Annotated in this window: 26 protein-coding genes and 1 pseudogene; 18 read left to right on the plus strand and 9 right to left on the minus strand. The window is 63.0% G+C overall.

The genetic code is table 11. From position 1 onward, the window contains the following. Positions 1–83: 83 nt before the first annotated feature. Entirely contained in the window at positions 84–788 is a 705-nt protein-coding gene (locus BEN47_RS01545; RefSeq protein ID WP_070724439.1) for an NUDIX hydrolase, read from the plus strand. 47 nt (positions 789–835) lie between these two features. Further along, positions 836–1,321, plus strand: a complete 486-nt coding sequence (locus BEN47_RS01550) for a hypothetical protein (protein WP_070724440.1) — start codon at positions 836–838, stop codon at positions 1,319–1,321. 18 nt (positions 1,322–1,339) lie between these two features. Here the strand turns inward: BEN47_RS01550 and coaD are convergent, their stop codons facing one another. The 4 genes from coaD to BEN47_RS01570 form a co-directional block, all read right to left on the minus strand. Further along, a complete protein-coding gene (coaD, locus tag BEN47_RS01555) occupies positions 1,340–1,813 on the minus strand; it encodes a pantetheine-phosphate adenylyltransferase (protein WP_070724441.1) in 474 nt (157 codons plus the stop codon). Positions 1,814–1,964: 151 nt separating this feature from the next. Beyond that, a complete protein-coding gene (locus BEN47_RS01560; RefSeq protein WP_083322001.1) occupies positions 1,965–2,831 on the minus strand; it encodes a DUF3822 family protein in 867 nt (288 codons plus the stop codon). A gap of 242 nt (positions 2,832–3,073) precedes the next feature. Continuing rightward, positions 3,074–3,586 carry an NUDIX domain-containing protein gene (locus BEN47_RS01565; RefSeq protein ID WP_070724443.1) on the minus strand — a complete coding sequence of 171 codons (513 nt, stop codon included), beginning with the start codon at positions 3,584–3,586 and terminating at the stop codon, positions 3,074–3,076. 19 nt (positions 3,587–3,605) lie between these two features. Beyond that, entirely contained in the window at positions 3,606–4,274 is a 669-nt protein-coding gene (locus BEN47_RS01570; protein ID WP_239691468.1) for a DUF4126 domain-containing protein, read from the minus strand. Between the two features lie 216 nt (positions 4,275–4,490). Here BEN47_RS01570 and BEN47_RS01575 point away from each other — a divergent pair, with 216 nt between their 5' ends. The 4 genes from BEN47_RS01575 to BEN47_RS01590 all read left to right on the plus strand — a co-directional run bounded on the left by BEN47_RS01575 (position 4,491) and on the right by BEN47_RS01590 (position 7,606). Further along, the gene (locus tag BEN47_RS01575) at positions 4,491–4,946 is read left to right on the plus strand and encodes a PaaI family thioesterase (protein ID WP_239691469.1); all 456 of its coding nucleotides are present in this window, start codon (positions 4,491–4,493) and stop codon (positions 4,944–4,946) included. 52 nt (positions 4,947–4,998) lie between these two features. Continuing rightward, positions 4,999–5,484, plus strand: coding sequence for a hypothetical protein (locus tag BEN47_RS01580; protein WP_125921442.1), 486 nt, complete (start codon positions 4,999–5,001; stop codon positions 5,482–5,484). A 5-nt stretch (positions 5,485–5,489) separates the two neighbouring features. Further along, positions 5,490–6,920: an ATP-dependent DNA helicase gene (locus BEN47_RS01585; protein WP_070724445.1), complete on the plus strand. Its 1,431-nt coding sequence runs from the start codon at positions 5,490–5,492 to the stop codon at positions 6,918–6,920. Positions 6,921–7,120: 200 nt separating this feature from the next. Further along, positions 7,121–7,606 (plus strand): DUF1573 domain-containing protein, encoded by a 486-nt coding sequence (locus BEN47_RS01590; protein WP_070724446.1) that lies wholly within the window; start codon positions 7,121–7,123, stop codon positions 7,604–7,606. A gap of 104 nt (positions 7,607–7,710) precedes the next feature. Here the strand turns inward: BEN47_RS01590 and BEN47_RS01595 are convergent, their stop codons facing one another. The 4 genes from BEN47_RS01595 to BEN47_RS20020 all read right to left on the minus strand — a co-directional run bounded on the left by BEN47_RS01595 (position 7,711) and on the right by BEN47_RS20020 (position 10,864). Continuing rightward, complete coding sequence (locus BEN47_RS01595) at positions 7,711–8,088, minus strand: DUF423 domain-containing protein (RefSeq protein WP_070724447.1); 378 nt, start codon at positions 8,086–8,088, stop codon at positions 7,711–7,713. 63 nt (positions 8,089–8,151) lie between these two features. Further along, entirely contained in the window at positions 8,152–9,363 is a 1,212-nt protein-coding gene (locus tag BEN47_RS01600; protein WP_070724448.1) for an aspartyl protease family protein, read from the minus strand. Between the two features lie 125 nt (positions 9,364–9,488). Then, entirely contained in the window at positions 9,489–10,556 is a 1,068-nt protein-coding gene (locus BEN47_RS01605) for an o-succinylbenzoate synthase (RefSeq protein ID WP_070724449.1), read from the minus strand. A gap of 38 nt (positions 10,557–10,594) precedes the next feature. Continuing rightward, positions 10,595–10,864 carry a KGG domain-containing protein gene (locus BEN47_RS20020; protein WP_083322003.1) on the minus strand — a complete coding sequence of 90 codons (270 nt, stop codon included), beginning with the start codon at positions 10,862–10,864 and terminating at the stop codon, positions 10,595–10,597. A 276-nt stretch (positions 10,865–11,140) separates the two neighbouring features. Here BEN47_RS20020 and egtB point away from each other — a divergent pair. The 6 genes and pseudogenes from egtB (at position 11,141) to BEN47_RS01635 (ending at position 17,383) form a co-directional block, all read left to right on the plus strand. Further along, positions 11,141–12,495 (plus strand): annotated as a pseudogene (gene egtB, locus BEN47_RS21910) (ergothioneine biosynthesis protein EgtB). Between the two features lie 63 nt (positions 12,496–12,558). Next, a complete protein-coding gene (gene egtD / locus BEN47_RS01615) occupies positions 12,559–13,536 on the plus strand; it encodes an L-histidine N(alpha)-methyltransferase (protein ID WP_070724450.1) in 978 nt (325 codons plus the stop codon). 36 nt (positions 13,537–13,572) lie between these two features. Then, a complete protein-coding gene (locus BEN47_RS01620) occupies positions 13,573–14,688 on the plus strand; it encodes a pyridoxal phosphate-dependent aminotransferase (RefSeq protein WP_083322004.1) in 1,116 nt (371 codons plus the stop codon). A gap of 142 nt (positions 14,689–14,830) precedes the next feature. Further along, positions 14,831–16,201 (plus strand): MATE family efflux transporter, encoded by a 1,371-nt coding sequence (locus BEN47_RS01625; protein WP_239691470.1) that lies wholly within the window; start codon positions 14,831–14,833, stop codon positions 16,199–16,201. Positions 16,202–16,408: 207 nt separating this feature from the next. Next, the gene (locus BEN47_RS01630; protein ID WP_070724453.1) at positions 16,409–17,005 is read left to right on the plus strand and encodes a DUF922 domain-containing protein; all 597 of its coding nucleotides are present in this window, start codon (positions 16,409–16,411) and stop codon (positions 17,003–17,005) included. A gap of 33 nt (positions 17,006–17,038) precedes the next feature. Then, positions 17,039–17,383 carry a tRNA-binding protein gene (locus BEN47_RS01635; protein ID WP_070724454.1) on the plus strand — a complete coding sequence of 115 codons (345 nt, stop codon included), beginning with the start codon at positions 17,039–17,041 and terminating at the stop codon, positions 17,381–17,383. A 13-nt stretch (positions 17,384–17,396) separates the two neighbouring features. On the opposite strand, the gene BEN47_RS01640 is transcribed toward BEN47_RS01635, so the two are convergent. Then, on the minus strand, positions 17,397–17,813 hold the full coding sequence (locus BEN47_RS01640; RefSeq protein ID WP_070724455.1) for a DUF4296 domain-containing protein: 417 nt from the start codon (positions 17,811–17,813) through the stop codon (positions 17,397–17,399). A 37-nt stretch (positions 17,814–17,850) separates the two neighbouring features. Between BEN47_RS01640 and BEN47_RS01645 the strand changes: the two genes are divergently transcribed. The 6 genes from BEN47_RS01645 to BEN47_RS01670 form a co-directional block, all read left to right on the plus strand. Next, a complete protein-coding gene (locus BEN47_RS01645; protein WP_070724456.1) occupies positions 17,851–18,744 on the plus strand; it encodes a DUF58 domain-containing protein in 894 nt (297 codons plus the stop codon). A gap of 3 nt (positions 18,745–18,747) precedes the next feature. After that, on the plus strand, positions 18,748–19,719 hold the full coding sequence (locus BEN47_RS01650; RefSeq protein ID WP_070724457.1) for a hypothetical protein: 972 nt from the start codon (positions 18,748–18,750) through the stop codon (positions 19,717–19,719). A 128-nt stretch (positions 19,720–19,847) separates the two neighbouring features. Beyond that, on the plus strand, positions 19,848–20,849 hold the full coding sequence (locus BEN47_RS01655; RefSeq protein WP_239691471.1) for a VWA domain-containing protein: 1,002 nt from the start codon (positions 19,848–19,850) through the stop codon (positions 20,847–20,849). Between the two features lie 163 nt (positions 20,850–21,012). Further along, positions 21,013–21,681 carry a YggS family pyridoxal phosphate-dependent enzyme gene (locus tag BEN47_RS01660; protein WP_070724459.1) on the plus strand — a complete coding sequence of 223 codons (669 nt, stop codon included), beginning with the start codon at positions 21,013–21,015 and terminating at the stop codon, positions 21,679–21,681. An 88-nt stretch (positions 21,682–21,769) separates the two neighbouring features. Further along, on the plus strand, positions 21,770–22,936 hold the full coding sequence (locus BEN47_RS01665; RefSeq protein ID WP_070724460.1) for a lysophospholipid acyltransferase family protein: 1,167 nt from the start codon (positions 21,770–21,772) through the stop codon (positions 22,934–22,936). Between the two features lie 74 nt (positions 22,937–23,010). Then, the coding region (locus BEN47_RS01670) for an alpha/beta hydrolase (protein WP_070724461.1) at positions 23,011–23,947 on the plus strand (937 nt) is incomplete at its 3' end.

Consider the following 23,947-nt stretch of genomic DNA (forward strand, 5'->3'; position numbering starts at 1 on the left):
GCTGCCCGGAGCTAGTTTTTTCTTACATTTCTGACCCCGGCTCCCTCGCTGCCCGTCATCATCTTCTCAATTCGATACTTCCGATGAATATTTTCATCAACGACATTCCGCTGGTCATCAAAAAGCTCAGCGAAAAGGTGTACAAGCACAAATTCGACCTGATTTTGAATCCCGACGATGACTTTACATCCAAGGACCTGGTGGGCGATGTGCTGGTACGCGACGCCGGGCCGCTGTTCATCGACCGCCTGCTGCGCCTGATGGAGGTGAAAAAGATGAAGAAGCTGAAGTCGCTGACCATGCTGGTCAAAAAGAAAAAATACATCACCCTGCACTTCAAGGACCAGTTCAAAATCGCCAAAGCCGGCGGCGGACTGGTGGTAAAAGGCGACCAGGTGCTGATGATTTACCGCCTCGGCAAGTGGGACCTGCCCAAGGGCAAGCTCAAGAGCGACGAGGACCAGGCCGCCGGTGCCCTGCGCGAGGTGGAAGAGGAAACAAACATCAAGCTGGAGATGGGCGAAGAGCTGCCCAGCACCTGGCACAGTTACGCCTACAAAGGCAACAAAATGCTGAAAAAAACCAGCTGGTACCTCATGAAGTGCGTAGATGATTCGCTGATGAAGCCCCAGACCGAGGAGTACATCGAAGAAGTGCGGTGGATGTCGCCGCAGGAGGCCCTGGCCAAACTCGAAGATTCCTACGCTTCCATTGCGCTGGTGGTGAGGCATTACCTCAACAACATGGCCGGGCAGCCCGCCAAGGTGACGCCCGCCGCCGGCAAGTAAGTCGGCGTCGGGCCAGCCCATCGGAAAATAGCTTTATATTGCGGTCTATGCGACTAGCTGTACTGCTTTTTCTGGCCGGTGCTTTGGGTGCTGCGGCTTGTTCCGGCACGCACGAGCCCCTGCAAGACCAAGCCGTGAGTGCCGTGCCGCAGCCCGCGAGCGATGCCTCCGGCCTGTGCGTGCCCGAGCTGCTCAGCCTTGATATCGACGAGCTGAGCCAGCAGCTGGGGCCGGCCTTGCCACTGCCCTCCGGCTTTGCCGACCCAATTCTGGCCCCGGTGATTCAGCGCACCGAGCAACTCGATTCGAGCATGCTGTTCCGGCGCCGGGGGCTGGCCATTGTGGCTTCGTACGACTACCGCTCGCGGCAGGTGAGTAACTTGCTGCTGGTGGGCAGCAATGAAACCGAGCTCATGAGCCGGGCGCAGCTGCAGCTCGGGGCCGACAGCTACCTGGTGCTGCCCGTGTTCAAGGAGCGCCCCGTGAATGAGCTACTGGGCCTGCGGGTGCTGGCCATGAGTCTGAACCAGTAGCGTCCCCCCGTGCGGCGATTAGCCCAGCTCCGCCACGGGCGGCAGCGAAAAGGGCAGAAAGGCATCCACGTTGCCGCCGTAGCGGTGAATGTCCCGGATAATGGTGCTGCTCACGGCACCCAGGGTAGGCGAGGTTAGTAAAAACACAGTTTCCAGCTCGGTATTTACGTGTTGGTTGCCGTAGGCAATGGGCATTTCGTACTCGAAGTCCAGGCTGTTGCGCAGGCCGCGCAGCAGGTAGCGGGCACCCACTTCCCGCGCAAACTCTGCCGTGAGGCCCTTGAAGGTGCGAACCGTCACGCGGGGCTCGTCGGCAAACACGGCGGCTATCAGGGCCTGCATGCGCTCCACAGGCAGGTAGCGCTGCTTGCTGCTGTTGGTGCCAATGGCGATAATAACCTCGTCGAACAGCGCCGCCCCCCGCCGCACAACATCCAGATGGCCGTTGGTGAAAGGGTCGAACGAGCCGGGAAAAAGGGCAATACGGGCCATTTTGATTAATGAAAGGAAGGGGAAGGATACCAGCTATCGGGCATTTGACCCTGCTGGCAGCAGTTAGGCAGTCGTTCAACGGTAAACGGGTTATCAGGTGCTCATTGTCAGATACCTGCATACTGAGAACTGACAGCGAGCACCTGACAACTCAAGCAAAGTGCAGGCTGAACAGGTCAAAGTAGCGGTACTCAAACACGTCGTTGAGGCGGTAGCTGTACTGCACATTGCCGGGGCGGGCGCCAAACTTCACATTGCGTACGTAGGTGCGTAGCAGGCTGAATACCGCCGAATCGGGCGTGAATTCGCCCCACACGGTTACGTCGTCCTGGTCCGGGTCGAGGCCAAGTTCCTGCATCACCAGGATGGTGTAGTACACCACGTCTTCGGCAGTGCTGCACGGAAACACATTGCAGTATTCCAGGTGCTGGCCCAGCACCACCAGGGTTAGTTCCTGCTGGCCGGGGTTGAGGTAGAGGCGGCGGGGGGCGGCCGCGCCGCGCTGGTGCACCAGGCCGGCCAGCAGGGCGCTGGTGTGGTGCAGCAGGCGGCCGGTGGCCCCGTGCGTGGCCACCAGCCAGTTGGCCAGGGCAGCATCGGCGGCAAAAACGTTTACCAGCTCCTGGCCGGGGTGCGTGGTGTGGCGAATGGTTTCGGCGGGAGTGGGGGTGTGGTGCAGGCGCAGGGCCGCGGCCTCGTCGCCGGGCCGGAACAGGGAGGCCGGCAGCAGCGTAAACGCCCGGCCGGTCACGGCCAGCCGCACCGCATTCCACCCGCGCAGGGCCAGGAAGTCGTGCTGAGCGGCCAGCGTCGGCACGCCCCCCGCCCCGAGGATGTACTCTTCAAGGGCCACGAATTTCTGGCGTTCCACGTCGACAGCGGCCAGGTACAGGCGCGTGGGGCCAGCCAGCAGGTACAGGTTGTAAGCGGCGGGGTTGGCAGGGTCAAACGTCTCGTCGCGCAAGCGCAGCAAGGACGTGGGCGCGGCTGTGGGTGCAGAAGAAGCGGAAGCAGGCACGTATCGAAGCTAAACAGGCCCAACGGGCGGGGCTAAAGATAATGCTTCACCGCAGGAGGACCGCCGCCGCCGGCCCAAAGAAGCAACGAACGGACCGGAAAGCTCCGGTTAATCGGGGCAATCAGCACGCGGCAGAGCCGACTTGGTTTGCTTTTTGGGGCTAAATGGCCACCGGCGTACAATTTCCAGCGGCGCGGGTATCCGGCCGCAACTCTCGGCAGCTTCACCCCATTTCCTGTGGCTTAAACGAACAGGGTTTGGGGCACGAAGATGTCGTCGGGGCTCAACACCATGCGCAACACGGGGTGCACCTGCTCGTGCGGAACGTGCAGCAGCTGCCGCGGCGTGAGCCAGGCCAGCTCGGTGAGGAGCTGCCGATTGGGGGCGTGCTCGGGGTCGTGGCCCAGGCGGGGCTGCTCGTCGGCATCGTTCAGCACTTCAAAGAATAGCTCAAGCGCCTGCAGCTTGCCCGTGCTGAACTCGTGCAGGTGGAGAAACCGGCCTACGCGCACGGTCAAGCCGGTTTCTTCTTTAAACTCCCGCACCAACGCCGTGCGAATGCTTTCGCCAAACTGCCAGCCGCCCCCGGGCGGCGACCAGAACGGCGCTTCTTTGGGCAGCAGGCCGCGGTGCGCGGCCAGCAAAATGCCGCCATCGCGCAGCAGCAGCCCGCCCACGCGCACCCGCACCTTGCCGGAATAGGCATCGAGCAGGGATTCGGGAGAGAGAAAGGTAGCGTCGGGCGAGAGGGACATAGCGGCAGCGGCGGCCCTTCTATAAGTTGAGGTGCGGCGGTAGGCTAACGCCCGGCCCGGCACATTGTTTTTGCCCGGTGGCAAAAAACTGCCTGTCCACCCTACACGGCGTGGCGGCGCCGGGCCAGCCACCGGCGCAACCTGCTGAGGATGAATACCAGCAGCGCCACCACAAAGCCGGCCGCAACCACGGGCAGCAGCAGCGTGAGCGCCACGCCGCCCACCGCCAGCGAGTTTTCGACCGTGGCCAGAATGGGATTGGCAATGCCCCCGGTGGCGGCGTGGAGGCCCCACGGAGCAGCGCCGTGCCCGTTTGCACCAGTCCGGCCGTGCCGCCCCCCACCAGGATGCCCAGCGTCCAGCGCAGCGTGGGGTCGAGGTGGGGCAGGGCCGAGGTCATGAGAATGGTGCCCGCCACAAAGGAGGCCGGGGTGGTGAGGGTGTCGAGAAAATGGTCGACGATGGGGACGTAGTAGCCGGCTATTTCCAGCACCGTGGCGGTGGCCAGGGTGAGCAGAGCCGTCCAGGTGCCCAGCCAGGCAAAGCCGGCGGCCGGCGTCAGGTAGCCGAAATGGTAGGCGGCACTCGCCGCCAGCAGGGGCACAAACACCCGGAAGCCGCTGCACGCCGCCAGGCCCAGGCCCAGCGCGCCCGCCACGAAATACGCCATGTTCGGCAACGTTTCCATAGGATTTGAAAAGCGTAATGTGAAGCAAAAGGCCCCGTGCCGGCAAGCAAGCCAGTACCTTTGCGGTGTCAGCCGGGCAAGTACCCTGCGAGGCCGGAAAGCTCATTTGGAGGTATTCAGCGGTTCTAAGGACTGGTCGTAAGTAATAGGCAGTACAAAGCCCGGCCCAGGACCCCTTCATCTGCCGTACCCCTTAAGCAAACATAAACGTTTTCAGTGTCAACTACTCAGCCTACCCACTCGCCAGCCCCTGCTGCCGATACTCCCGAAGAACTCGAAGCCCGCATTCGGCGCAAGCTCACGCGGCAGCGGTTCATGCACCTCATCGGGGCCGATTTGACCGTCATCACGCCCGGCCGCGTGGAGGCGGAGCTCATTATGGGCGAGCAGCACCAGCAGCAGCGCGGCTTCGCGCACGGCGGCCTTATTGCTACCCTGGCCGATTTGGTGGCCGGTTTTGCCGGCGTCACGCTCATTCCGGACAACTACGGGCTGGTCACCTCCGATTTGAAAATCTCCTACCTGCATCCGGGCATCGGGCAGAAGCTAAAAGCCATTGGCTGGGTGCTGAAAGCCGGGCGGCGCCTGCAGTTCTGCGAAGCCGAGGTGTGGTGCGACGACCTGCTTATTGCCAAAGCCAGCGCCACCATGGCCGTGATTGAGCCTGCTTAGTATATGTCCTATGCGAGGTTTGAAACTACAAAGGCTGTTACTGATTGGACTAATGCTCCAGACGGCTTGCCAACAAAGCGAGCAAGCAACGGACCTTCGCAAGAGTCAGCTTGCTAGTCCCACTGAACAGTACATCGAAGCTCAACGAACCGATACTGACGTGTTAACGGAATCCACAATAAAAAAACTTGTTTTAGGCCCTTCGCTGCACCACTGGGAAAAGCTTGATTCCCTTGCCTGCTTGACCGGTGGGGAAAGCACTGGGAATATGGGCCTGGCTACGGTCAAACTTTGGGAGCTTCAGTTCCAATCCTTTGTCACTTACCTAACGCAACACCCTAAAAGCTGTTTACGGCAGAGTTTAGTTTGGGGAATGAGTGAGGAACAGTCGGTGTTAAAAGGCACTGCAAGAGCAGTTGCACTGGCCGCGTTTAAGAAAGAAGTCAGCCAGCGTGCTGCCATGGCAGGCCTTACGCAAGCAGAGCAGCAATACTGCAAATTGATAATGGCTGATGTCAAGCCAGAGTTATACGACTAAGCCAAATGCTCTCCGCTAGAACTCCGTCCGTCCGCGACTACTTTCCCTACCAGCCCACCGACGACCAGTCGTTGCTGTTCACGCAGCTCGACGCTTTTCTGCGCGACGACCTGCCGGGGCGCAAGGTGTTTGTGCTGCGCGGCTACGCCGGCACCGGCAAAACCACCGTGGTGAGTGCCCTGGTGCAATGGCTGCACAAGCTGCAGCGCAAATACACGCTGATGGCGCCCACCGGCCGCGCCGCCAAGGTGATGGCGGGTTACGCGGGCGTGCCGGCCAGCACCATCCACAAAAAAATATACCGCCAGACCTCCGGCGCACCCAGCGAGCGGCTCAATTTCCAGCGCCAGCCCAACCGCACCGAGCAAACACTCTACATCGTGGACGAGGCCTCCATGATTTCGGACGAGAAAGCCTTCGGCGAAAGCGGGCTGCTCGACGATTTGATGGGCTTTGTGTTTGAGAAAACCAGCAACAAGCTCCTGCTCATCGGCGACACGGCCCAGCTGCCTCCCGTGGGCCAGCTCCTGAGCCCTGCCCTCGACCCCGAGCTGCTGGCCCACCGCTTCCGGGCCACCGTGGGCAGCGTGGAGCTGCGCCAGGTAATGCGCCAGGCCCAGGCGTCGGGCATCTTGGTGAACGCGACCGAGCTGCGCGAGGAACTGCGCGAGCAAGCGCCCAATATCCAGTTGCACACCAAAGGCTTCAACGACATCTTTAAGATGGGCGGCGACAAGCTGGAGGACGGCCTGCGCTGGGCCTACCGCAACTTCGGGCACGAGAACACCACCATTATCTGCCGCTCCAACCGCAACGCCAACCAGTACAATCAGCTCATTCGGCGGGCTTTGTTTGATGCCGAGGAGGAGATAGAGGGCGGCGACTACCTCATGGTGGTGCGCAACAACTACTTCTGGCTGCCCAAGGACTCCGAAATCGGCTTTTTGGCCAACGGCGACTTCCTGCAAATCACCAAAATAGTGCGGCGCGAGGAAGTGTACGGTTTCCATTTTGCCCAGGCCCAGGTTCGCCTCGTGGACTACCCCGACGAGCCGGAGATTGAAGTAAAGCTGCTGCTCGACACTCTGCACACCGAAAGCCCGGCCCTGCCGTCGGACCGCAACAACGCCCTGTACACGGCCGTGAGTGAGGATTATGCGCACCTCAAAACCAAGTCCGAGCGCTATAAGGAAATGCGCAAAGACCCGTACCTGAACGCCCTGCAAATAAAATTTGCCTACGCCCTTACGTGTCACAAAGCGCAGGGCGGTCAGTGGCAGGCCGTGTTTGTGGACCACGGCTTTCTGAAGCCCGATGAGCCCCTGGCGGGGGAATTCGCGCGCTGGCTCTACACGGCCATCACGCGGGCTTCGGAGCGGCTGTTTCTGCTCAATTTCCAGCAAAAACTCATCGGCGACCCGCCTGAGGCCGACTGAGAAGCGCCTGCGCGGCACGCTAAAAATTTTGGTGCCAAAGAATTTAAAGCGGCTGCCTGTGGTTACGGGCACAAGTTTACTGGTTTCGGGCTGGCGCCGATTAGTTTGGTCGAAAATTTGCCTGACCGCCCGAAACGAGTAAATTTGTTACACGCCGTTAGCGGCTCCCTCAACGTTCATACCTTACCATTTTCCTTCTCATGAAAAAAACCCTGCTCCTCGCCCTGAGTCTCACCGCTGCCGCTTACTCCGCTCAGGCCCAGACTGCTGCCCCGGCGGCTGTAGGTCCCGTAGCTGGCCCGGCCATCACGTTTGAAGAGTCGAAATTTGACTTTGGCTCCGTGGCGCAGGGTGGTACCGTTACGCACGTCTTCAAATTCAAGAACACGGGCAAAGCTCCCCTCATCGTGAACAACATTGGCGTGAGCTGCGGCTGCACCACGCCCGAGTGGACCAAAGCGCCCGTTGCCCCCGGCAAAACCGGCACCATCACCGCCCACTTCAACACCACCGGCAAATTCGGCATGCAAAACAAAGTGCTGACCGTTGAGTCGAACGCCTCGGCTGGCGCCGCCACCGTTTCGTTGGTTGGCGAAGTGAAAGAGGCTTCGGCCACTGCCAGCACCGCGCCCGCCACCAGCACCGGCGCCGCGGCACCCGCCAAGATGAAAATGAAAGTGAAGTAAGCCCCTGCGGGTTGCTTCGCTACCAAACGAAAAGGGCTGTCCGCAGATGCGGACAGCCCTTTTTGCTGTTGAAACCGCGCCGGACTGGCGGCAGGGCCTGTGCCCTACAGCTTGCGCACCGCCAGCAGCAGGCTCACCCAGCCGGCCATGAGGAGCAGGCCACCAATGGGCGCCACTGCGCCCAGCTTGGTAACGCCCGTGAAAACCAACGCGTAGAGTGACCCGCTGAACACGATGATGCCGCCCAGCCACAGCCAGCCCGTGGTGCCCAGGGACCGCAGCTCGGGGCGGGCAGCCCACAACACGCCGATGGCCAGCAACGCCAGTACGTGGTAAAACTGGTAGCGCACGGCGGTCTCGAAGGTGTCGAAGCGGCCGGTTTTTTCAAGAAAGCCGCGCAGGCTGTGGGCCCCGAAGGCGCCGATGGCCACGCCCAGACCACCAAGCAGGCCAGCGAGTTGAATCAAAAGACGAGCAGTCATAGAAAGTGGGTAACGAATTGTGAGGGCGATGATACGCCGCGAAGGTACGGCTGCCGGCCCAGCTCAAATTTGCCGTTTGAGGCGCACCGAGGCGGTGTGCAGGCTGCCATCGGCGCGGCGCAGCACGATAAGCAGGAGGCGCCCGTCTTCCGAATGCAGGAGGCGGTCGAGCTGGGTGAGGGTAAAGCCTTCCACGGGTAGGAAGTTGATGCTGAGCAGCTCATCTTCAACCTCCAGGCCGGCGGTGGCGGCCGGCGACCCGGGCATGACGCGGAGCACCAGGTAGCGGCGGTACTGGGGGCCGGCCGCCAGCAGCTCAATGCCGCACATGTCGTGCTCAAACGGGTCGCGGAACTTGGAATTGGGGCGCAGCAGCATGCGCTGGTGCGGGTAATCGATGATGAGCGAGAAGCGCTTGAGTAGCTCGTAGCCAATGTTGCCGTTGCGCGGCACGTCGGTGCGGCGCTGCACATCGGCGGCATTGGGGTAGGAGGTGAGCACCGAGCGCAGGATGTAGCGCCCCAGCCGCAGCGTGGGCACCCGGCCCAGATAGCCCTGCACAATGCCCGAGAGGCCCCGGCCCAGGTCGGTGGGCAGGCGCCGGGCCGGGGCCATCAGGCGCGGGTCCGATTCGAGCTCAATGGACAGGGCGTGGCTGGCGCCGGTGTCGAGCACCAGCTTCAGCGGCAGGGTGAGCGAGTCGGTCAGCTGCACGTCGGCGGTGAAGTAGGCCTTGTTTTTTTGCAGCGTGAGCGGCACCGCGTCCCATTTTGTGCCGGAGGGAGCGCGGAACGTGGCCGGGTCATGCACCACCATCTGGTTGTCTTCCAGCTGCAGGGAAACCACGAAGCTGCGGAACAGCTCGGACCCCAGAATGCCGTGAATGGGCACACCGATGTAGCCCGACAGGTTCAGGGCGTCGTCGGAGAGCACCAGCCAGGTCATGTGCGGGGCCACCACGCCGTCGAGTTCCACCCGCACGCTGTCGGTCTGGTAGGCCAGCAGGCCCGTGTCGAGGCCGCCAGCGCCCACCACGCGGTACTGCTGCCCGTGCCGCAGCCCCAGCGAGTCGGCCAGCGTGGGGGAGGTGATGATGGACGTGTTCACGCCCGTGTCGAGCAGGAAATTGTAGGGTCCATTGCCGTTTAGCCGGGCTTTCACCACCAGCAGGTTGCGTTGCAGCAGAATGGGAATGCGAGCCTTTTTCTGCTGGGCTTTGCTGAAGCCGAAAAGCCCCGACGCAGTGCCGGGCTGGGCGTGCGCGGACGTGCTCATTTCCCAGCAAAGGCCCAGGAAAAGGAGCAAACGCAGAACACGCGAAACAAGCATAGCGAGGAAACGCAACCGAACCGGTAAATTAAGCGAAGAAGCCGCGCCTTTACCTAATACCGGCGCGCGGCCTACGGCTGCTCCCACGCCCCGGCGGGGTCGTAGCGCAGCCAGCCGCCCGTAATATCCAGCGGGGCCGCCACATTGTTTTGGTACAGCTGGCCCGTGCCCAGGCCCTGGGCAAAGCCGGCCACCTCGTACTGGCCGGTGAGCTGGGCCACCGCGTTCAGGCCCACGTTCGACTCCAGCGCCGATGTAATCCACCAGCCGATGCCCCGGGCCTGGGCCAGCGCCACCCAGCGGTGGGTGGCCGCGTGGCCGCCCAGCAGCGTGGGCTTGAGCACGATGAAGGCCGGCTGAATTTCATCGAGCAGGGCGGCTTGCTCGGCCGGGTCCACCACCCCAATCAGCTCCTCGTCGAGGGCAATGGGCAGGGGCGAGGTACGGGCCAGGGCCGCCAGGGCGGGGCGCTGTCCGGCCGCAATGGGCTGCTCAATGGAATGAATGTGGAAGGCAGCCAGCTGTTCCAGCTTGGCGAGGGCGTTGGCGGGGGCAAAGGCCCCGTTGGCATCCACGCGCAGCATGAGCTGGGCCGGGCCCGCCACCGCCCGGATTTCGGTGAGCAGTGCCAGCTCCGTAGCAAAGTCGAGCCCGCCAATTTTGAGTTTCAGGCACGAATAGCCGGCCGCCAGCTTCTGCCGAATCTGCTCGCGCATAAACGGCGCGTCGCCCATCCACACCAGCCCGTTGATGGGCAGCGCGGCGCGGCCCTGGCTGAAAGCGTTGGCGTAGAGCTGCCGCCGCCCGCCGCGGGCCAGGTCGAGCACGGCGGTTTCGAGGGCAAATACCAGCGACGGCAGGCCCGGACCCACAAATGCCGGAACATCGGCCGCCGCGAAGGTGGCAAATGCCCCGGCATTAAACCGGTCGCAGAGCTGCGCTACTGCGGCTGGAAATGTGGAGTCGTAATCGGGACTAAGGCCTGCTAGCGGGGCGGCCTCGCCCAGGCCGGCGGTAGCGGGAGTGGCGGCATCGGTCAGGTACAGGTACCAGGCCACGTGCTCGGCAAGGGCGCCCCGGGAAGTGCGGGCGGGGAAGTTGAAGCGCAGGGCGCGCTGCGTGTAGGTGAGGCGTAGCATAGCGCAAAGATGCGCGGCATCGCCCGCCTGGGAAGCGCTTACTTGCCGGCCGGGGCCGAAGTCTTGCCGCGGCGGCTTACCAGGCCGCCTTTGCGGCCGGCGTCCCGGGCTTCTTCGGCCGAGAAACGGTGGCCGCGTCCGCTGGCGTGCGATGCCTTGCCGCCTTCGCTGGCGATGCGGCGCTGGGTCTCGGGGCTCATGGCCGCAAAGCCTCTACGGCTTTTAGTACCTACCCGGTTGGCGGGACGGGTGCCACTCTTGGCAGCACCGCCGGCAGTATTGGCGATATCAGAAATTGAAGATGCCATTGGAATATGGAAAGAAGGTGAGGAATGGTGCAAGTGTAAGCATAATCTGTGATAATCCCATTTTTGCCCAGATGGTTAGATGTGATTTAAGCTCAAAACAAACGCAAATACCACTTTGTACGGAAGAGCTTCTACGTACCTTTCGCAGGCTCACTGCGTGTTTGCAGTAGGCTGGCTCACGGCCCCGTATTTAATGCCAGTGCCCTGCAAACGCAACCTCAGCCCTGCTAACCCGGTTAGTGGTTGTGGTTGTTGTTTCCGCTCACGCCCCTGCCCATGTCTTCCACTCTCGAAATTCAGTCGCCACCCCGCATTGCCCAGTCCTGGCTGGCGCGCTACCAGGCCGTGCGGGCCCAAAGTACTGCCCTGTGTGCCCCGCTGCTGCCCGAAGACACGGTGGTGCAGCCCATGATAGACGTGAGCCCGCCCAAGTGGCACCTGGCGCACACCACCTGGTTCTGGGAAACGTTTTTGCTGCAGGAGTACGCGCCCGGCTACCAGGTATTTCACCCGGAATACGCCTTTCTGTTCAACTCTTACTATAACTCGCTGGGGTCCCGCGTGAACCGGGCCGACCGGGGTACGCTCTCGCGCCCGGCCCTGGCCGACGTGTTGGCTTACCGCAGCCACGTGGATGCCGCCCTGGCCGCGCTGCTCATGGAGCCCCACGAGCTGCCGGCCGCTTTTTTCGAGCTGCTGGAGCTGGGCCTGCAGCATGAGCAGCAGCACCAGGAACTGCTCGCTACCGACATCAAGTACATTCTCAGCACCAGTCCGTTGGCTCCGGCGTACGCTGCACCTGTGGCTGCGCTTAATGAGGAATCAAGAATGAAGAATGAAGAATTACCAGACGACAATAATTCTTCATTTCTCATTCCTCATTCTTCATTAAGCGCAGCGTCCTGGTTGCCGGTGCCCGGTGGCATTTGCACAATTGGTTTTCAGGAAGAGGGTTTTTGCTTCGATAATGAGCTGGCCGCGCATGACGTGCTGGTGGCGCCCTTTGAGCTGCAAAACCGCCTCGTGACCAACGCCGACTACCTGGCCTTTATGGAAGCGGGTGGCTACCGCGACTTTCGCTATTGGATGGGGGAGGGCTGGGACCTGCTCCAGGCCGAAGGGTGGGCCGCCCCGCTGTACTGGGTACAGAAGGAAGGCGGCTGGCACCGCTTCACGCACCACAGCCTGCTGGCCGTGGACCCCGCCGCGCCCGTCACCCACGTGAGCTTTTACGAGGCCGATGCCTACGCCAACTGGGCCGCGCGCGCCTGCCCACCGAGGCCGAGTGGGAAACCGCCGCCCGCCATTTCAACGCCACCACCGAGGGCGGCACCTGGCTCGAAAGCAACGCCCTGGACCCGCAGCCCCTGCCCGCCGCAGCCGACCCCAGCGCCTGCCATCAGCTGCTGGGCGACTGCTGGGAGTGGACCTACTCGGCCTACCACGCCTACCCCGGCTACTCCCGCGCCGCCGGGGCGCTGGGCGAGTACAACGGCAAGTTTATGGTAAACCAGCTGGTGCTGCGCGGCGGCTCCTGCGCCACTCCCGAGAACCACATCCGCATCAGTTACCGGAATTTTTTCCACGCCGATAAGCGCTGGCAATTCACCGGCTTGCGCCTGGCCCGCTAAAGCGGCGGCCCAGGCGCAAGTCTCCGGACATTACTTACTTTTCCTTTCGTTTTTAGCTGCTGCATGAGTTCATCTTCCACCCTAAGCCGCCCCTTGAGCGCGCTGGCCCAGCACGTGGCCACGGGCCTGCGCCAAACTCCCAAGGCGCTGTCGTCCATGTACTTTTACGACGACGCGGGCAGCCGGCTGTTCCAGCAAATCATGGCGCTGCCGGAGTATTACCCCACGCGGGCCGAGTTTGCCATTTTTGAGGAGCACGGCGCAGCCATTGCTGCGGCCCTGCGGCCAGCCGGCAACGGCCCGTTTGCGCTGGTGGAGCTCGGCGCGGGCGACGGTTCCAAAACGAAGGTGCTGCTTCGCGAGTTTTTGCGCGCCGATGCGGACTTTACTTACGCCCCGGTGGACATTTCGGCGGGGGCCATGACGGGGCTGGTCGATGGCCTGAAGCAGGAAATGCCCGGCCTGCGGGTGGCTCCGGTGGTGTCGGACTACGCCACGGCCCTGCGCCAGCTCGGCAGCCGCCCGGGCAGCAAAGGCGTGCTTTTTCTGGGGTCTAATATTGGCAATTTTGCCCCAGCCGACCGGCTGAGCTTTTTGCGGCAGCTGGCCGCGCCCCTGGCCCCGGCCGACCGCCTGCTCATCGGCTTCGACCTGCAGAAAGACCCGCGCCGCATTCGCGCTGCCTACGATGACAGCCAGGGCGTTACGGCGGCCTTCAACCTCAACCTGCTCACCCGCCTCAACCGGGAGCTGGACGCGGATTTCGACCTGGCCAGCTGGCAGCACTTCACCGATTACAACCCCCTGAGCGGCGCCGTGCGGTCTTACCTGGTGAGTACCCGGGCCCAGCAGGTGCGCATACCGGCCCTGGACGAAACCTTCCAATTCACCGCTTGGGAGGTAATTCACACCGAGAATTCGTATAAGTTTACGCTGCCTCAGATTGAGGAGTTGGCGGCCCAGGTAGGCCTGAGGGTGGTGGATACCTTCACCGATGCTGACGCCGACTTTGCCGACGTGGTGATGGCCGCGCAAGAGTAACAGGGGCGGCGGCAAAGTTTTAAAGAGCAAAAAACCATGGTCAGCTTAGCCTCCGGGTACGGGAATTTCGCGGTGCCTGCTGCAGCTATGGAAGCCGCTCTGGCCGTCCTGGCTGATGCCCAGCGCCCAGGCAAGCCCCTGGAAGTGAGCCCTGCGGCCGGCCTGCCTGAGCTGCGCGAAGCCCTGGCCCAGCGCTACCGGCAGCGCGGGGCTGCCAGCGTGAGTGCGGCGCAGGTCATCGTAACCAGCGGGGCCAAAACCGGGCTTTTTGCCATCCTCAGCGAGTTGCTTGCACCCGGCGGCGACGTACTGATGCCCACGCCCAACTGGTTTGGGTTTTGGGAGCTGGTGCGCCGGACCGGCAGCACGCTGCGCACCCTGCCGCTTGCAGCGGCCGATGACTACGCCCTGGCCCCGAAGGCGCTGCGGGCGGCCCTCACCCCGGATACCAAAATGCTGATTATCAGCAATCCAAACAACCCAACGGGGCGCGTGTATTCCCGGGCGGAGTGGGAGGCGGTGCTGGCCGTCACGGCAGAATTTCCGCAGCTGTGGGTGCTCAGCGATGAGATTTACGAAGGCATCAACTTCGGGCCGGAGCCGGTGCCTACTCTACTGTCCTTTCCCGACCCGCACCAGCGGCACGTGGTGGTGAGCGGCTTCTCCAAGTCGCTGGCCCTGGCGGGGTGGGGCGTGGGCTGCGCGGTGGTGCCGCCCGCGCTGTCCCCGGCCGTGGTGGCCCGCCTGTTTGGGACCGGCGTGGCGGTTCCCGTGCCGGCGCAGGCTGCCGCCCTGGCCGCCACCCGCCAGGCCGACGCCGTTGCCGGGGCGCTGTGCGCCCAACTGGCCGGCAACCGCCGCCTGCTGCTGGATGGCCTAGCAGCATTGCCCGGCGCCGCGGTCAGCCCGATTCCCGGGGGGACTTATTACGTTTTCGCCGATTTCACCCGCTTCCTCGACCCCCAGCTGCCGGCCGCTGCCGCTTCGGCGCAACTGGTGCAGCAGCTGGCGGCGGCCGGACTGGTGGTAGTGGACGGGGCCACGTGCGGCGCGCCGGGTTTTGCGCGCCTTTCCTACGCCGTGCCCGCGGCCGACCTTGCGCGCGCCGTGACCATTTTGCAGCAGATGCTGGCGCCGTTGGCAGTCCGATAGCGGGATTTTTGGAACAAAAGCACCGGGCGGAGCGCCGCCATCCATTCTCAGGGCCTCTGGAATGCGCTGTGGGGCGGTTGCCCGCAAGCCGGCAGCCGTACCTTTGCGGCGGCTAGTTTGCCCGTTGCTTTTCGTTTTTGTGTTGAAAAATCTTCGTCCGCATCTGCGTCCTACGCTGCTGCTCGCTTACCCGGTCATGCTGTCGCAGCTGGGCCACGTAATGGTCAATTTCGTGGATTCTGTGGTGGTGGGCCACATTGGGAAGGTACCCCTGGCGGCCGTGGGCGTGGGCGTGAGCACCACCAGCGTGCTGCTGGTGCTGGGCGTGGGCCTGAGCATGGGCAGCGTGCCCCTGGTAGCCGCCGCCGACGGCCGCCGCGACTTCCCCGAGCTTGGCCGCCTGCTGGTGGCCTCGGTGTGGACCAATGCGCTGGCCGGGCTGGTGCTGGCCGGGCTGGGCCAGCTGGTGCCGTACCTGCTGCCGTGGCTGGGCCAGCCGGCCGAGGTAGTGGTACTGGCCGGCCCCTGGGTGCAGGTCATCAGCCTGTCGCTGTTTCCGTTGATGGTGTTCCAGGGCTTCCGCGAGTTTGCTGAGGGGCTGGGGCTCACGCGGCAGGCTATGTGGCTGTCCATACTGGGCAACGTGCTGAATGGCGCGCTGTGCTACGCGCTGGTGTACGGGGCGTGGGGGGCGCCCGAAATGGGCATGATGGGTTCGGCCTGGGCCACACTGTTTGCCCGCACCTTGATGGCGGTATTTATGGGCGCGTACGTGCTGCGGGCCAAGCGTCTGCGGGCCGAGCGCGCGGCCGTGACCAGCTGGCTGCCGGAGGGCGCCACCGTGCGCCGCGTGGTGGACCTGGGTGCCCCCATCGGCGTGCAAATGGCCCTGGAAGTGGGCGCTTTTGCCACGTCGTTGCTCATGGCCGGCTGGCTGGGCGTGACCACCGAAGCGGCGCACAAAGTGGCCATCGACGTGGCTAGTATGACGTACATGGCGGCCAGCGGCATTGCGGCGGCGGCCACCATTCGGGTGGGCAACTTGCGGGGCGCGAATGACTTGCCGGCGGCCCGGCAGGCGGGGTTTGCGGCGTATTGGCTCACGTTTGGGTTTATGGGCGTCATGGCGGTGCTGCTCATTGCCACCCGGCACGCCGTGCCCTACATCTACATCAGCGACCCGCTGGTGGTGGAGCAGGCCGCTACGCTGCTGCTGGTAGCGGCCCTGTTTCAGGTGTCCGACGGCTTGCAGGTGGTGGGCCTGGGCGCCCTGCGCGGCCTGGAAGACGTGAAGGTGCCCTCGGTGGTGGCCCTGCTGGCGTATTGGGCGGTGGCTCTGCCGCTGGGGTATTTCCTGGGCTTCAAGCTGGGCATGGGCGCGCCCGGCGTATGGACCGGCCTGCTCGTGGGCCTGACCATTGTGGCGGTGGTGCTGTTGCTGCGTTTCCTGCGCGAAACCAGGCCCGAATACGCCGCGGCGCTGCCGGTTGCCGGGGAGCACGCAACCGCGTAAGCGGCCTGGGAGCTAGCGGTCTGAAAGTTGATAGCTTGTTCGTTGCAATATCTTTGTTTAATCAATTGTAAGTCAAACAATAACTGACGACCAACAACTAATAACTTGCCGCGCTTGAGTGGTATTATTGAGCGATGGAGCAATTTTTGTTCAGCCGGCATTGTTCGGTTTGCCAAGCGTTATTTTCTTCGCCCTTACTACCTCTTTATGTTCTCGTTTCTGACTTCCTTTCTGCTGGCTGCGGCGCTGTGGCTGCAAGGCCCTGCGGCCAAGCCCGGCGCGTCAGCCGGCACTGGCAGTCAGGCCGCGAAGCCCACGGCGGCCCCTATTCCGTGGTCCGCTACGCGCCGGCTCGTTGTTGAAGATTTCCAGTCCCGCCCCAAGCCGTACGAGAAGCTGGCGGCCCTGACGACCACCGACATCAAAGCCGGGGCCGCGTGCCGCGACTTCGTGTTCACCGGCACGGTGCAGGCCACCTTCGACCCTACTGCTTCGTGGTTTCGCGACCCGAAAAACTTCACGCCCCAGCTGCTGCGCCATGAGCAGCTGCACTTCGATATTACGGAGGTGTACGCCCGCATCATGCGGCAAAAGCTGGTGGTGTTTCAGGCCAAAGCGGACTGCGCCAAGCTGCAGCCGGCTTTCAACAACCTTACCAAGGCCGTGTACGCGGAGTGGGACCGGGAGCAAAACCGCTTCGATGCGGAAACCAGCCACGGCCTCAACGCCGTGAAACAGGACTACTGGGAAAAACAGACCCAGATTAAGCTCGCCCAACTCGCGGCCTTCGCGGCGCCACAATAGCCCCGCCTTGCCTCTCGGCTACTACTTTCGTGCATGGATGCTCCCGCGCTGACCTGGCCTGAATTTGAACGCGTCGACCTGCGGGTGGGCACCATTCGGGAAGTACATCCTTTCCCGGAGGCGCGCCGCCCGGCCTATCAGCTCCTCATTGATTTCGGCCCCGAAATCGGCCTGAAGAAATCCAGCGCCCAAATCACGCACCACTACACGCCTGCCACGCTGCTGGGCCGGCAGGTGATGGCCGTGGTCAACTTCCCACCCAAGCAAATCGGCAAATTCCGTTCTGAGGTACTTGTGACCGGCTTTCCCGATGCCGACGGGTACATTGTGCTGGCCGGAGTGCCAGGGCCCGTGCCCAACGGCAGTCGCCTAACCTGATTCAAGTTGCCGGTTATTGGTTCCGCTGCGGGATTGGCGGCGGTGGACTTAGCATGCCTGTTTTGGAAGGCTCCAGGCGGTTTTCGCGCGCCTTTAGGGTGTCAATTACCACTTTGTAGATATTGTCCAGGTCTTTGCCGTGGATGCTGTAATAGCGGTAGCTGCGCTGGAAGGCCGAGTCCGTTACCTGCTGCTTTTGCAGCAGCAGCTTGTGCTGCGAAAGGTAGAGGGCCCGCGAGGAGTCGGGGCTCAAGCGGCTGTTTTCCAGGCGCGCCTCCAGCACGTGCAAGTCGGTGAGCAGGGTTATCATCCGCTCTTTGGGTACCAGGTCGGCGGGCTGCGGGGGCTCTTCGGGGCGCTGGCACGCGGGCAGCACCAGCAAGAGGAGGGGCAGCAGCGAGCCCAGGCAGCGGCAATGGAATGATTTCACAGCCGCAAAGTTAGTCCCAAGCCGTAGCTTCGCCGATATGAACCCCTCCGTGCCTTCGGCCCTGACCGCCCTGGTGCGCCGCCTGCGCCACCTCGAAATCCGCATTCGCAAGGCGGTGGAGGCCCAATTGCAGGGTGACTTTCACTCCGTGTTCAAGGGCACGGGGCTGGAAGTGGACGATGTGCGCCTGTACCAGTACGGCGACGAAGTGCGCGCCATCGACTGGGCGGTGTCGAGCAAAGGGCACGGCACATTTGTGAAAACCTACCGGGAAGAAAAGGAGCAGCAGGTGCTGCTGCTGCTCGACGTGAGCGGCTCGCTGGACGTGGGCGACGGCCAGCAGCGCAAGCTCGACGTGGCCCGCGACATTGCGGGCCTGCTGGCGCTTTCCGCCGCCCGCCAGGGCTCGGCGCTGGGCCTGTTTGCCTTCTCCGACCAAAAAGAGCTGTACATGCCGCCGGGCAAGGGCTCCCGGGCCGCCTACGCCCTCATTCAGCGCCTGTTTGCCCTGGAGCCGGTTTCGCGGCGCACGGGCATTGGGGCGGGCATCAAGCAGGCGCTGGGGCTGCTGAAGCGCCGCAGCCTGGTGGTGCTGATTTCGGATTTTATTGATGGTAGCTACGAGCGCGAGCTCACCATGCTGGCCCAGCGCCACGACCTGATAGTGGTGCAGATGCTGGCGCCCCGCGAGCGGCACTTTCCCGCCTTGGGCATTGTGCCGCTGCGCGATGCCGAAACCGGCCGGGTGCGCTGGGTTAATACGTCGGCGCCCGGTTTTAGGGCCCGGGTGGCCGCTGCGGCCGCGCAGCAGGAGAGCCAGCTCGTCAACATTTGCCGCCGCACCCGCACCGGCTTCCTGGCCCTGAGCACCGAAGGCGACTTCGTGCCGCAGCTGGTAAACTTATTCCGGCATCGCCGCCAACAGAGCTGACCCGTGACGCATTCACCCCCTGTTTTTGCGCACTGCCTGCCCCTGGGAAACCGGGCCGGTTTCGCCCTGCTGCTGGCGTTGCTGCTGGTGCTGGCCGGGCCCACGGGGGGCGTCCAGCGGGCTGCGGGCCAGACGCGGGCGCTGCCGGTGCCCGCGGGCCGGTTTCTGCAAGCCACCGTGCGCGTGGGCGAGCCGCTGGACTACGAGCTGCGCTACGAGCACGCGCCCGACCTGGAAGTGGTGTTTCCGGATTCGCTGGCCGAATTCGGGCCGTTTGAGTACGTGGGCAAAACGTATTTCCCCACCCGCACCCGCCAGGGCCGCAGCCTGGACCGGGCCATCTACCACCTGCGCACGTTCCGCCTCGATTCGGTGCAGCGCCTGGCCCTGCCCGTGGCCGTGCTCCGGGGCGAGGACACGTTGCGCGTGGCACCGCCGGCCAGCCGGGTGCGCCTGCGCCGCACGGCCGCGCCGCAGCCATCCGCCACCGCCCTGCCCGAACTGCGTCAGAACCTGGACCTGGTGCCGGTGGAGCCCGTGTTCAACTACCCGTATTGGGTGGCCGGCGCGGTGGCCGTACTGCTGCTGCTGGCGGGCAGCGCGGCCTTGTTTCGGCGCCCTCTTACCCGGCGCTACCAGGCATATAAAATGCGCAAAAACCACGGGTATTTCCTGGCTCAGTTTGCCCGCCACGTCGAACGCTTCGAATTGTCGCGCTCTGCTAACAATGTAGAGCGGGCCGTGGCACTGTGGAAAAACTACCTCGCCGGCCTCGAAAACAGCGAGCTAAGCTCCTTCACAACCCGCGAAATCGTGGCCTATTTCGCGAACGAGGTCGACGTCAGCAAAGCCCTGAGCGCCACCGACAAAGTTATTTATGGCAACCTGCAGACCGAAGATGCCGAGGAGGTAGACCAAGCCTTTCAGCGCCTTCGGGGCTTTGCCGAACGGCGCTACGCATCGATAAGTAATTAGTAATTATTAATTATCAGCCAGCAATTCGTACTGGTTTTAAAGCATTGCGTCAATTGTTTATTTTCTTAAATACTGCTGGACAGCTATTTATTAATTGCTAACTAAACTTGAGCGATTTTTTCACCCTTTTGCGCTACACTACCCTGGCGGGCTACCAGTGGCAGGAGCCGCGGCTGCTGCTGCTCATTGCGGTAGTGCCCCTGCTGTTTGTGCTGCGCTGGGCACTGGCCCGGCGGCGCGCCAATGTGGGGGTGGCGCTGGGGCCGGAGGTGGGCCCGCGCGACTGGACGGCGGCCCTGCGGTTTTTGCCCGATGTGGTGCTGGGCCTGGCGCTCAGCTTTGCCGTGGTGGCCCTGGCCCGGCCCCAGCGCACCGACGAGCGGGTGGAGCAGTCCGGCCGCGGCATCGACATCGTGCTGGCCCTCGACGTGTCGGGCTCCATGGAAATTGAAGACCTGCGCCCCAACCGCCTGGCCGCCGCCAAGCGCATTGCGGCCGATTTTCTGCGCGGCCGGGCCGGCGACCGGCTGGCCCTGGTGGCGTTTGCCGGGGAGGCCTACTCGCTGGCTCCTCTTACCACCGACTACGAACTGCTGCAGGAACAACTGGCCAGCCTGCGTTTCGGCATGATTAAGCTCGACGGCACGGCCATTGGCAGCGCCCTGGGCGTGGCCACCAACCGCTTGCGCGAGTCCACGGCCCGCACCAAGGTGTGCATTCTGCTGTCGGATGGCGAGAGCAACGCCGGCAGCCTCGACCCCGTGCTGGCGGCGCAGCTGGCCCACGCTTACGGCATTCGCATCTACACCATCGGGCTGGGGCAGGACGGGTTTGTGCCCTACGGCAAAAATGAGCAGGGCGAAACCCGTTACGTGGACACCCGCCTCGATGAAACGACCATGCGCGAGTTGGCCGCCGCCGCCGAGGGCCAGTTCTTTCGGGCCACCGACACGGCTGGCCTGCGCGAAGTCTTCAGCCAGATTAACCGCCTGGAGAAGTCCGAAATCAAGCAAACCCGCTACCGTAACACCAAAGATTTTTACCTGCCCTACCTCTGGCTATCCATCGGCTTGTGGCTGCTGTGGCTGGTGTTGCGCAGTGCTTTTTTGAGCAACCCGCTGGAGGATTAGCGCGGCTGTCTGTTGGGGGTGGTACGTAATAAGCCAATAGCTTTTAGCCATTAGCCGTCAGCTTTCTTGTTTACATCCAAATGCTTACGACCGAATCATTGGACAAGTAATTAAGGCCCATTACGTAGCAAGTGAAACAATTTAAAACCTGTTCTGATACGCCATGTCCATTGCCGAGAATATCCACCGCATTGAAAACGAGCTGGCTGGCACGGCCGCCCGCCTGGTAGTGGTAACTAAAACCCACCCCGTGGAGAAGCTGGGAGAAGCCTATGCGGCCGGTGCCCGCATGTTTGGCGAAAACCGGCCCCAGGAAATGGCCGCCAAGCAGCCCCAGCTGCCCGCCGACGTGGAGTGGCACCTCATCGGGCAACTGCAAACCAACAAGGCGAAGCTTGTGGCGCCGTTTGTGCACACCGTGCAAAGCATCGACAGCCTCAAGCTGCTGCGGGAGCTCGACAAGCATGCCGCCGCGCACGGCCGGGTTATCAACGGGCTGTTGCAGTTTCACATCGCGCAGGAAGCGACCAAGTCGGGCCTGTCGCTGGCCGAGGCCGAAGAAATTTTGGCCTCCGAGTCCTTCCGGCAACTGCAAAACGTGCGCCTGACCGGCGTGATGGGCGTGGCCACCTTCACCCACGACGAAGCCCGGCTGCGGCAGGAGTTTGGGCAGCTGCGCGGGTACTTTGAGCAGCTTAAAGCCACTTATTTTGCTAATCAGCCGGCTTTTTGTGAAATATCGATGGGCATGAGCGGCGATTACGCCCTTGCCGTGACCGAGGGCAGCACGCTGGTGCGGGTGGGCAGCGCCATATTCGGCAACCGCGGTTAAGCAGGGCCGGGCGGCGGAGTGGGGCAGAAGGGAGCCCGGCGGTGGGTGAAATTCTCCTATCTTTCCTCCGCCTGCTGCCACTTCGCCTATGCCCCCTGCCGCTTCTTCCACGTCGCCCCCGCCCGTTATTCAGGCGAACCAGCACATCTACGACGACTATTTTCGGGAGGAGTTTACGCACACGCTGGACGAGAACCTGCTGCAGTTGCTCGACCGGGTGTGGTTTCGCTCGGAGCTGGTGGGCTTTGAGGATTTTCCGCAGCGCAATCGGCCCGACCGGCCCCTGATTTTTGCCAGCAACCACTCGGGCATGGCCTTTCCCTGGGACGCCATGGTGGCCCTCTCGCACCTGTGGCGCCACCTGCTCAAAACCCGGGGCTCGCTCCGCGATTTGCCCCGCCCGCTCTCGGCCCCCATGCTCTCGCAAACGGCCCTGATGAACCCCTACCTGGTGAAGGATTTCTGGAAGAAAAACGGCTGTGTGGATGCCACAACGCTGAATTTTGAAACCATGATGTACTACCAAGACCACAACCTGATGCTGTACCCGGAAGGGGTGCCCGGCATTGGCAAGGGGTTCAACCGCAAGTACCAGTTGCAACGCCTGGCCACCAGCATGGTGCGCCTGAGCCTGGAGCACGGCACCGATATCGTGCCCTTTTACACCATCAACGCCGAATACCTCAACCCCTACGCCTACAGCTTCGAACCCATAAACCGACTGACCAAGAAAATCGGCATCCCGTTTCTTCCGCTCACGCTGATGCTGGTGCTGGTCATTATTCAGCCGTGGGCCTTTTACCTGGCTTTTCCGGCTAAGCTCACCTTTGTAATGGGCACCCGCATTCGGCCCTCAGACCTCACCACCAAAACCCGGGACGAGCTCACCCGCGAAGACTACCTGGCCATGTCCGAGCAGATACGCCTGCAAATGCAGGCCGAAATGGACGTCGCCGTGCGCAACCACGGCCAGAAGCCCTACCGCTGGGGCGAACTGTGGCAGCGCATCAAAGAAAACCGCCGGTTCTTTCCTTTTTTCCTGCCATTCGCCTGGCCCGCTATGTTCGCCGAGTTTGAGCGGCTGTACGTGATAGAGGGCCGCCGCAATTTTCGCATGCAGCTTGACCGCCCCGGCGCCTGGTTGCGCATGGTATGGCGCAACCCCATCACCCTCGCCTACTTCGTGCCCGTATTAGGCTGGATACCCCTGGCCATCAAAGGCTACCGGGGCAATAAGCTAGGACAAAAACCGTAGTTGCTGCCTGAAACCACTGGCAGGACATTCCTGCCGCGCCTGCATCCTCCGCTCTCCCGCCTTCATCCCACCCAATGCCGTCTTTTCAGCACTTGCTGCTCAAGCAGCTACTTACCGCAGCAGCTACGCCACTGGCCAAGCGCAAGCCGTCGGTAGGAGCCATGCGCCTGGCTATGGAAGCCGGGTCGTTGTTCCAATTTATGCCCTGGCACGTGCATTTGGAGAGCCTGAAGCTGGATAAGCGGCTGGAGGCCGAATGGCTGCGGCCGCGCGGTGCGCACGCCACCCGCGTGATGCTCTACCTGCACGGCGGGGGCTACGTGTTGGGCTCTCTCAACACCCACCGCAGCCTGGTGGGCAGTCTGGCCCAGCGCTGCGGTCTCAACGTGCTCACCATCAACTACCGCAAAGCGCCCGACCACCCGTTTCCGGCGGCGCTCGACGATGCCAAGCGGGCCTACCGCTGGCTGCTGCGCCACGGCCACCAGCCGCAGGACATCGTGGTGGCCGGCGACTCGGCTGGGGGCGGACTGGCCCTGGCCCTGCTGCTGGCCCTGCGCGAGGCCGGTGAAACCATGCCGGCCGCCGCCGTGGGCCTGTCGCCCTGGACCGACCTCGACCTGCCCATTACGGCGCTGCGGCGCGTGGCCCGCGAGGAAGGCCTGCTGCTCGAAGCCCTACAAATGCGCACCTGGGGCCCGCTTTACGCCCACAAAACGTCGCTGGCCCACCCGCTGCTTTCGCCGGCCCGCGCCGACCTGCACGGCCTGCCGCCGCTCCTCATTCAGGTTTCCACCGCCGAAGTTCTCTACGAAGAAGTGGTGAAATTTGTGGATAAAGCCCAGGCCGCCAACGTCAAAGTCACCCTGCAACCCTTTGAGGGGCTGGTGCATTGGTGGCATTTGTTTTGGCGCGTAGTACCCGAGGCCCGGCAGGCACTGGACCAGGTAGCCAGCTTTGTGGAGCAGGTGTGGGCCGCCGCGCTGCCTGCCGCCGCCACCTGGCCTGCCG

The sequence above is a fragment of the Hymenobacter lapidarius genome (genome assembly GCF_001816145.1).
In the GTDB taxonomy this organism is placed as follows: Bacteria; Bacteroidota; Bacteroidia; order Cytophagales; family Hymenobacteraceae; genus Hymenobacter; species Hymenobacter lapidarius.

Bases quoted from the DNA above. Each gene is read 5' to 3' on its own strand.
- BEN47_RS01630 (WP_070724453.1), top strand. From the start codon at position 16,409: ATGTTCTCGTTTCTGACTTCCTTTCTGCTGGCTGCGGCGCTGTGGCTG.
- BEN47_RS01550 (WP_070724440.1), top strand. From the start codon at position 836: ATGCGACTAGCTGTACTGCTTTTTCTGGCCGGTGCTTTGGGTGCTGCG.
- BEN47_RS01585 (WP_070724445.1), top strand. From the start codon at position 5,490: ATGCTCTCCGCTAGAACTCCGTCCGTCCGCGACTACTTTCCCTACCAG.
- BEN47_RS01635 (WP_070724454.1), top strand. From the start codon at position 17,039: ATGGATGCTCCCGCGCTGACCTGGCCTGAATTTGAACGCGTCGACCTG.
- coaD (WP_070724441.1), bottom strand. From the start codon at position 1,813: ATGGCCCGTATTGCCCTTTTTCCCGGCTCGTTCGACCCTTTCACCAAC.
- BEN47_RS01570 (WP_239691468.1), bottom strand. From the start codon at position 4,274: ATGGAAACGTTGCCGAACATGGCGTATTTCGTGGCGGGCGCGCTGGGC.
- BEN47_RS01665 (WP_070724460.1), top strand. From the start codon at position 21,770: ATGCCCCCTGCCGCTTCTTCCACGTCGCCCCCGCCCGTTATTCAGGCG.
- BEN47_RS01600 (WP_070724448.1), bottom strand. From the start codon at position 9,363: ATGAGCACGTCCGCGCACGCCCAGCCCGGCACTGCGTCGGGGCTTTTC.
- BEN47_RS01595 (WP_070724447.1), bottom strand. From the start codon at position 8,088: ATGACTGCTCGTCTTTTGATTCAACTCGCTGGCCTGCTTGGTGGTCTG.
- BEN47_RS01645 (WP_070724456.1), top strand. From the start codon at position 17,851: ATGAACCCCTCCGTGCCTTCGGCCCTGACCGCCCTGGTGCGCCGCCTG.
- BEN47_RS01660 (WP_070724459.1), top strand. From the start codon at position 21,013: ATGTCCATTGCCGAGAATATCCACCGCATTGAAAACGAGCTGGCTGGC.
- BEN47_RS01580 (WP_125921442.1), top strand. From the start codon at position 4,999: ATGCTCCAGACGGCTTGCCAACAAAGCGAGCAAGCAACGGACCTTCGC.
- BEN47_RS20020 (WP_083322003.1), bottom strand. From the start codon at position 10,864: ATGGCATCTTCAATTTCTGATATCGCCAATACTGCCGGCGGTGCTGCC.
- BEN47_RS01590 (WP_070724446.1), top strand. From the start codon at position 7,121: ATGAAAAAAACCCTGCTCCTCGCCCTGAGTCTCACCGCTGCCGCTTAC.
- egtD (WP_070724450.1), top strand. From the start codon at position 12,559: ATGAGTTCATCTTCCACCCTAAGCCGCCCCTTGAGCGCGCTGGCCCAG.
- BEN47_RS01545 (WP_070724439.1), top strand. From the start codon at position 84: ATGAATATTTTCATCAACGACATTCCGCTGGTCATCAAAAAGCTCAGC.
- BEN47_RS01565 (WP_070724443.1), bottom strand. From the start codon at position 3,586: ATGTCCCTCTCGCCCGACGCTACCTTTCTCTCTCCCGAATCCCTGCTC.
- BEN47_RS01620 (WP_083322004.1), top strand. From the start codon at position 13,573: ATGGTCAGCTTAGCCTCCGGGTACGGGAATTTCGCGGTGCCTGCTGCA.
- BEN47_RS01605 (WP_070724449.1), bottom strand. From the start codon at position 10,556: ATGCTACGCCTCACCTACACGCAGCGCGCCCTGCGCTTCAACTTCCCC.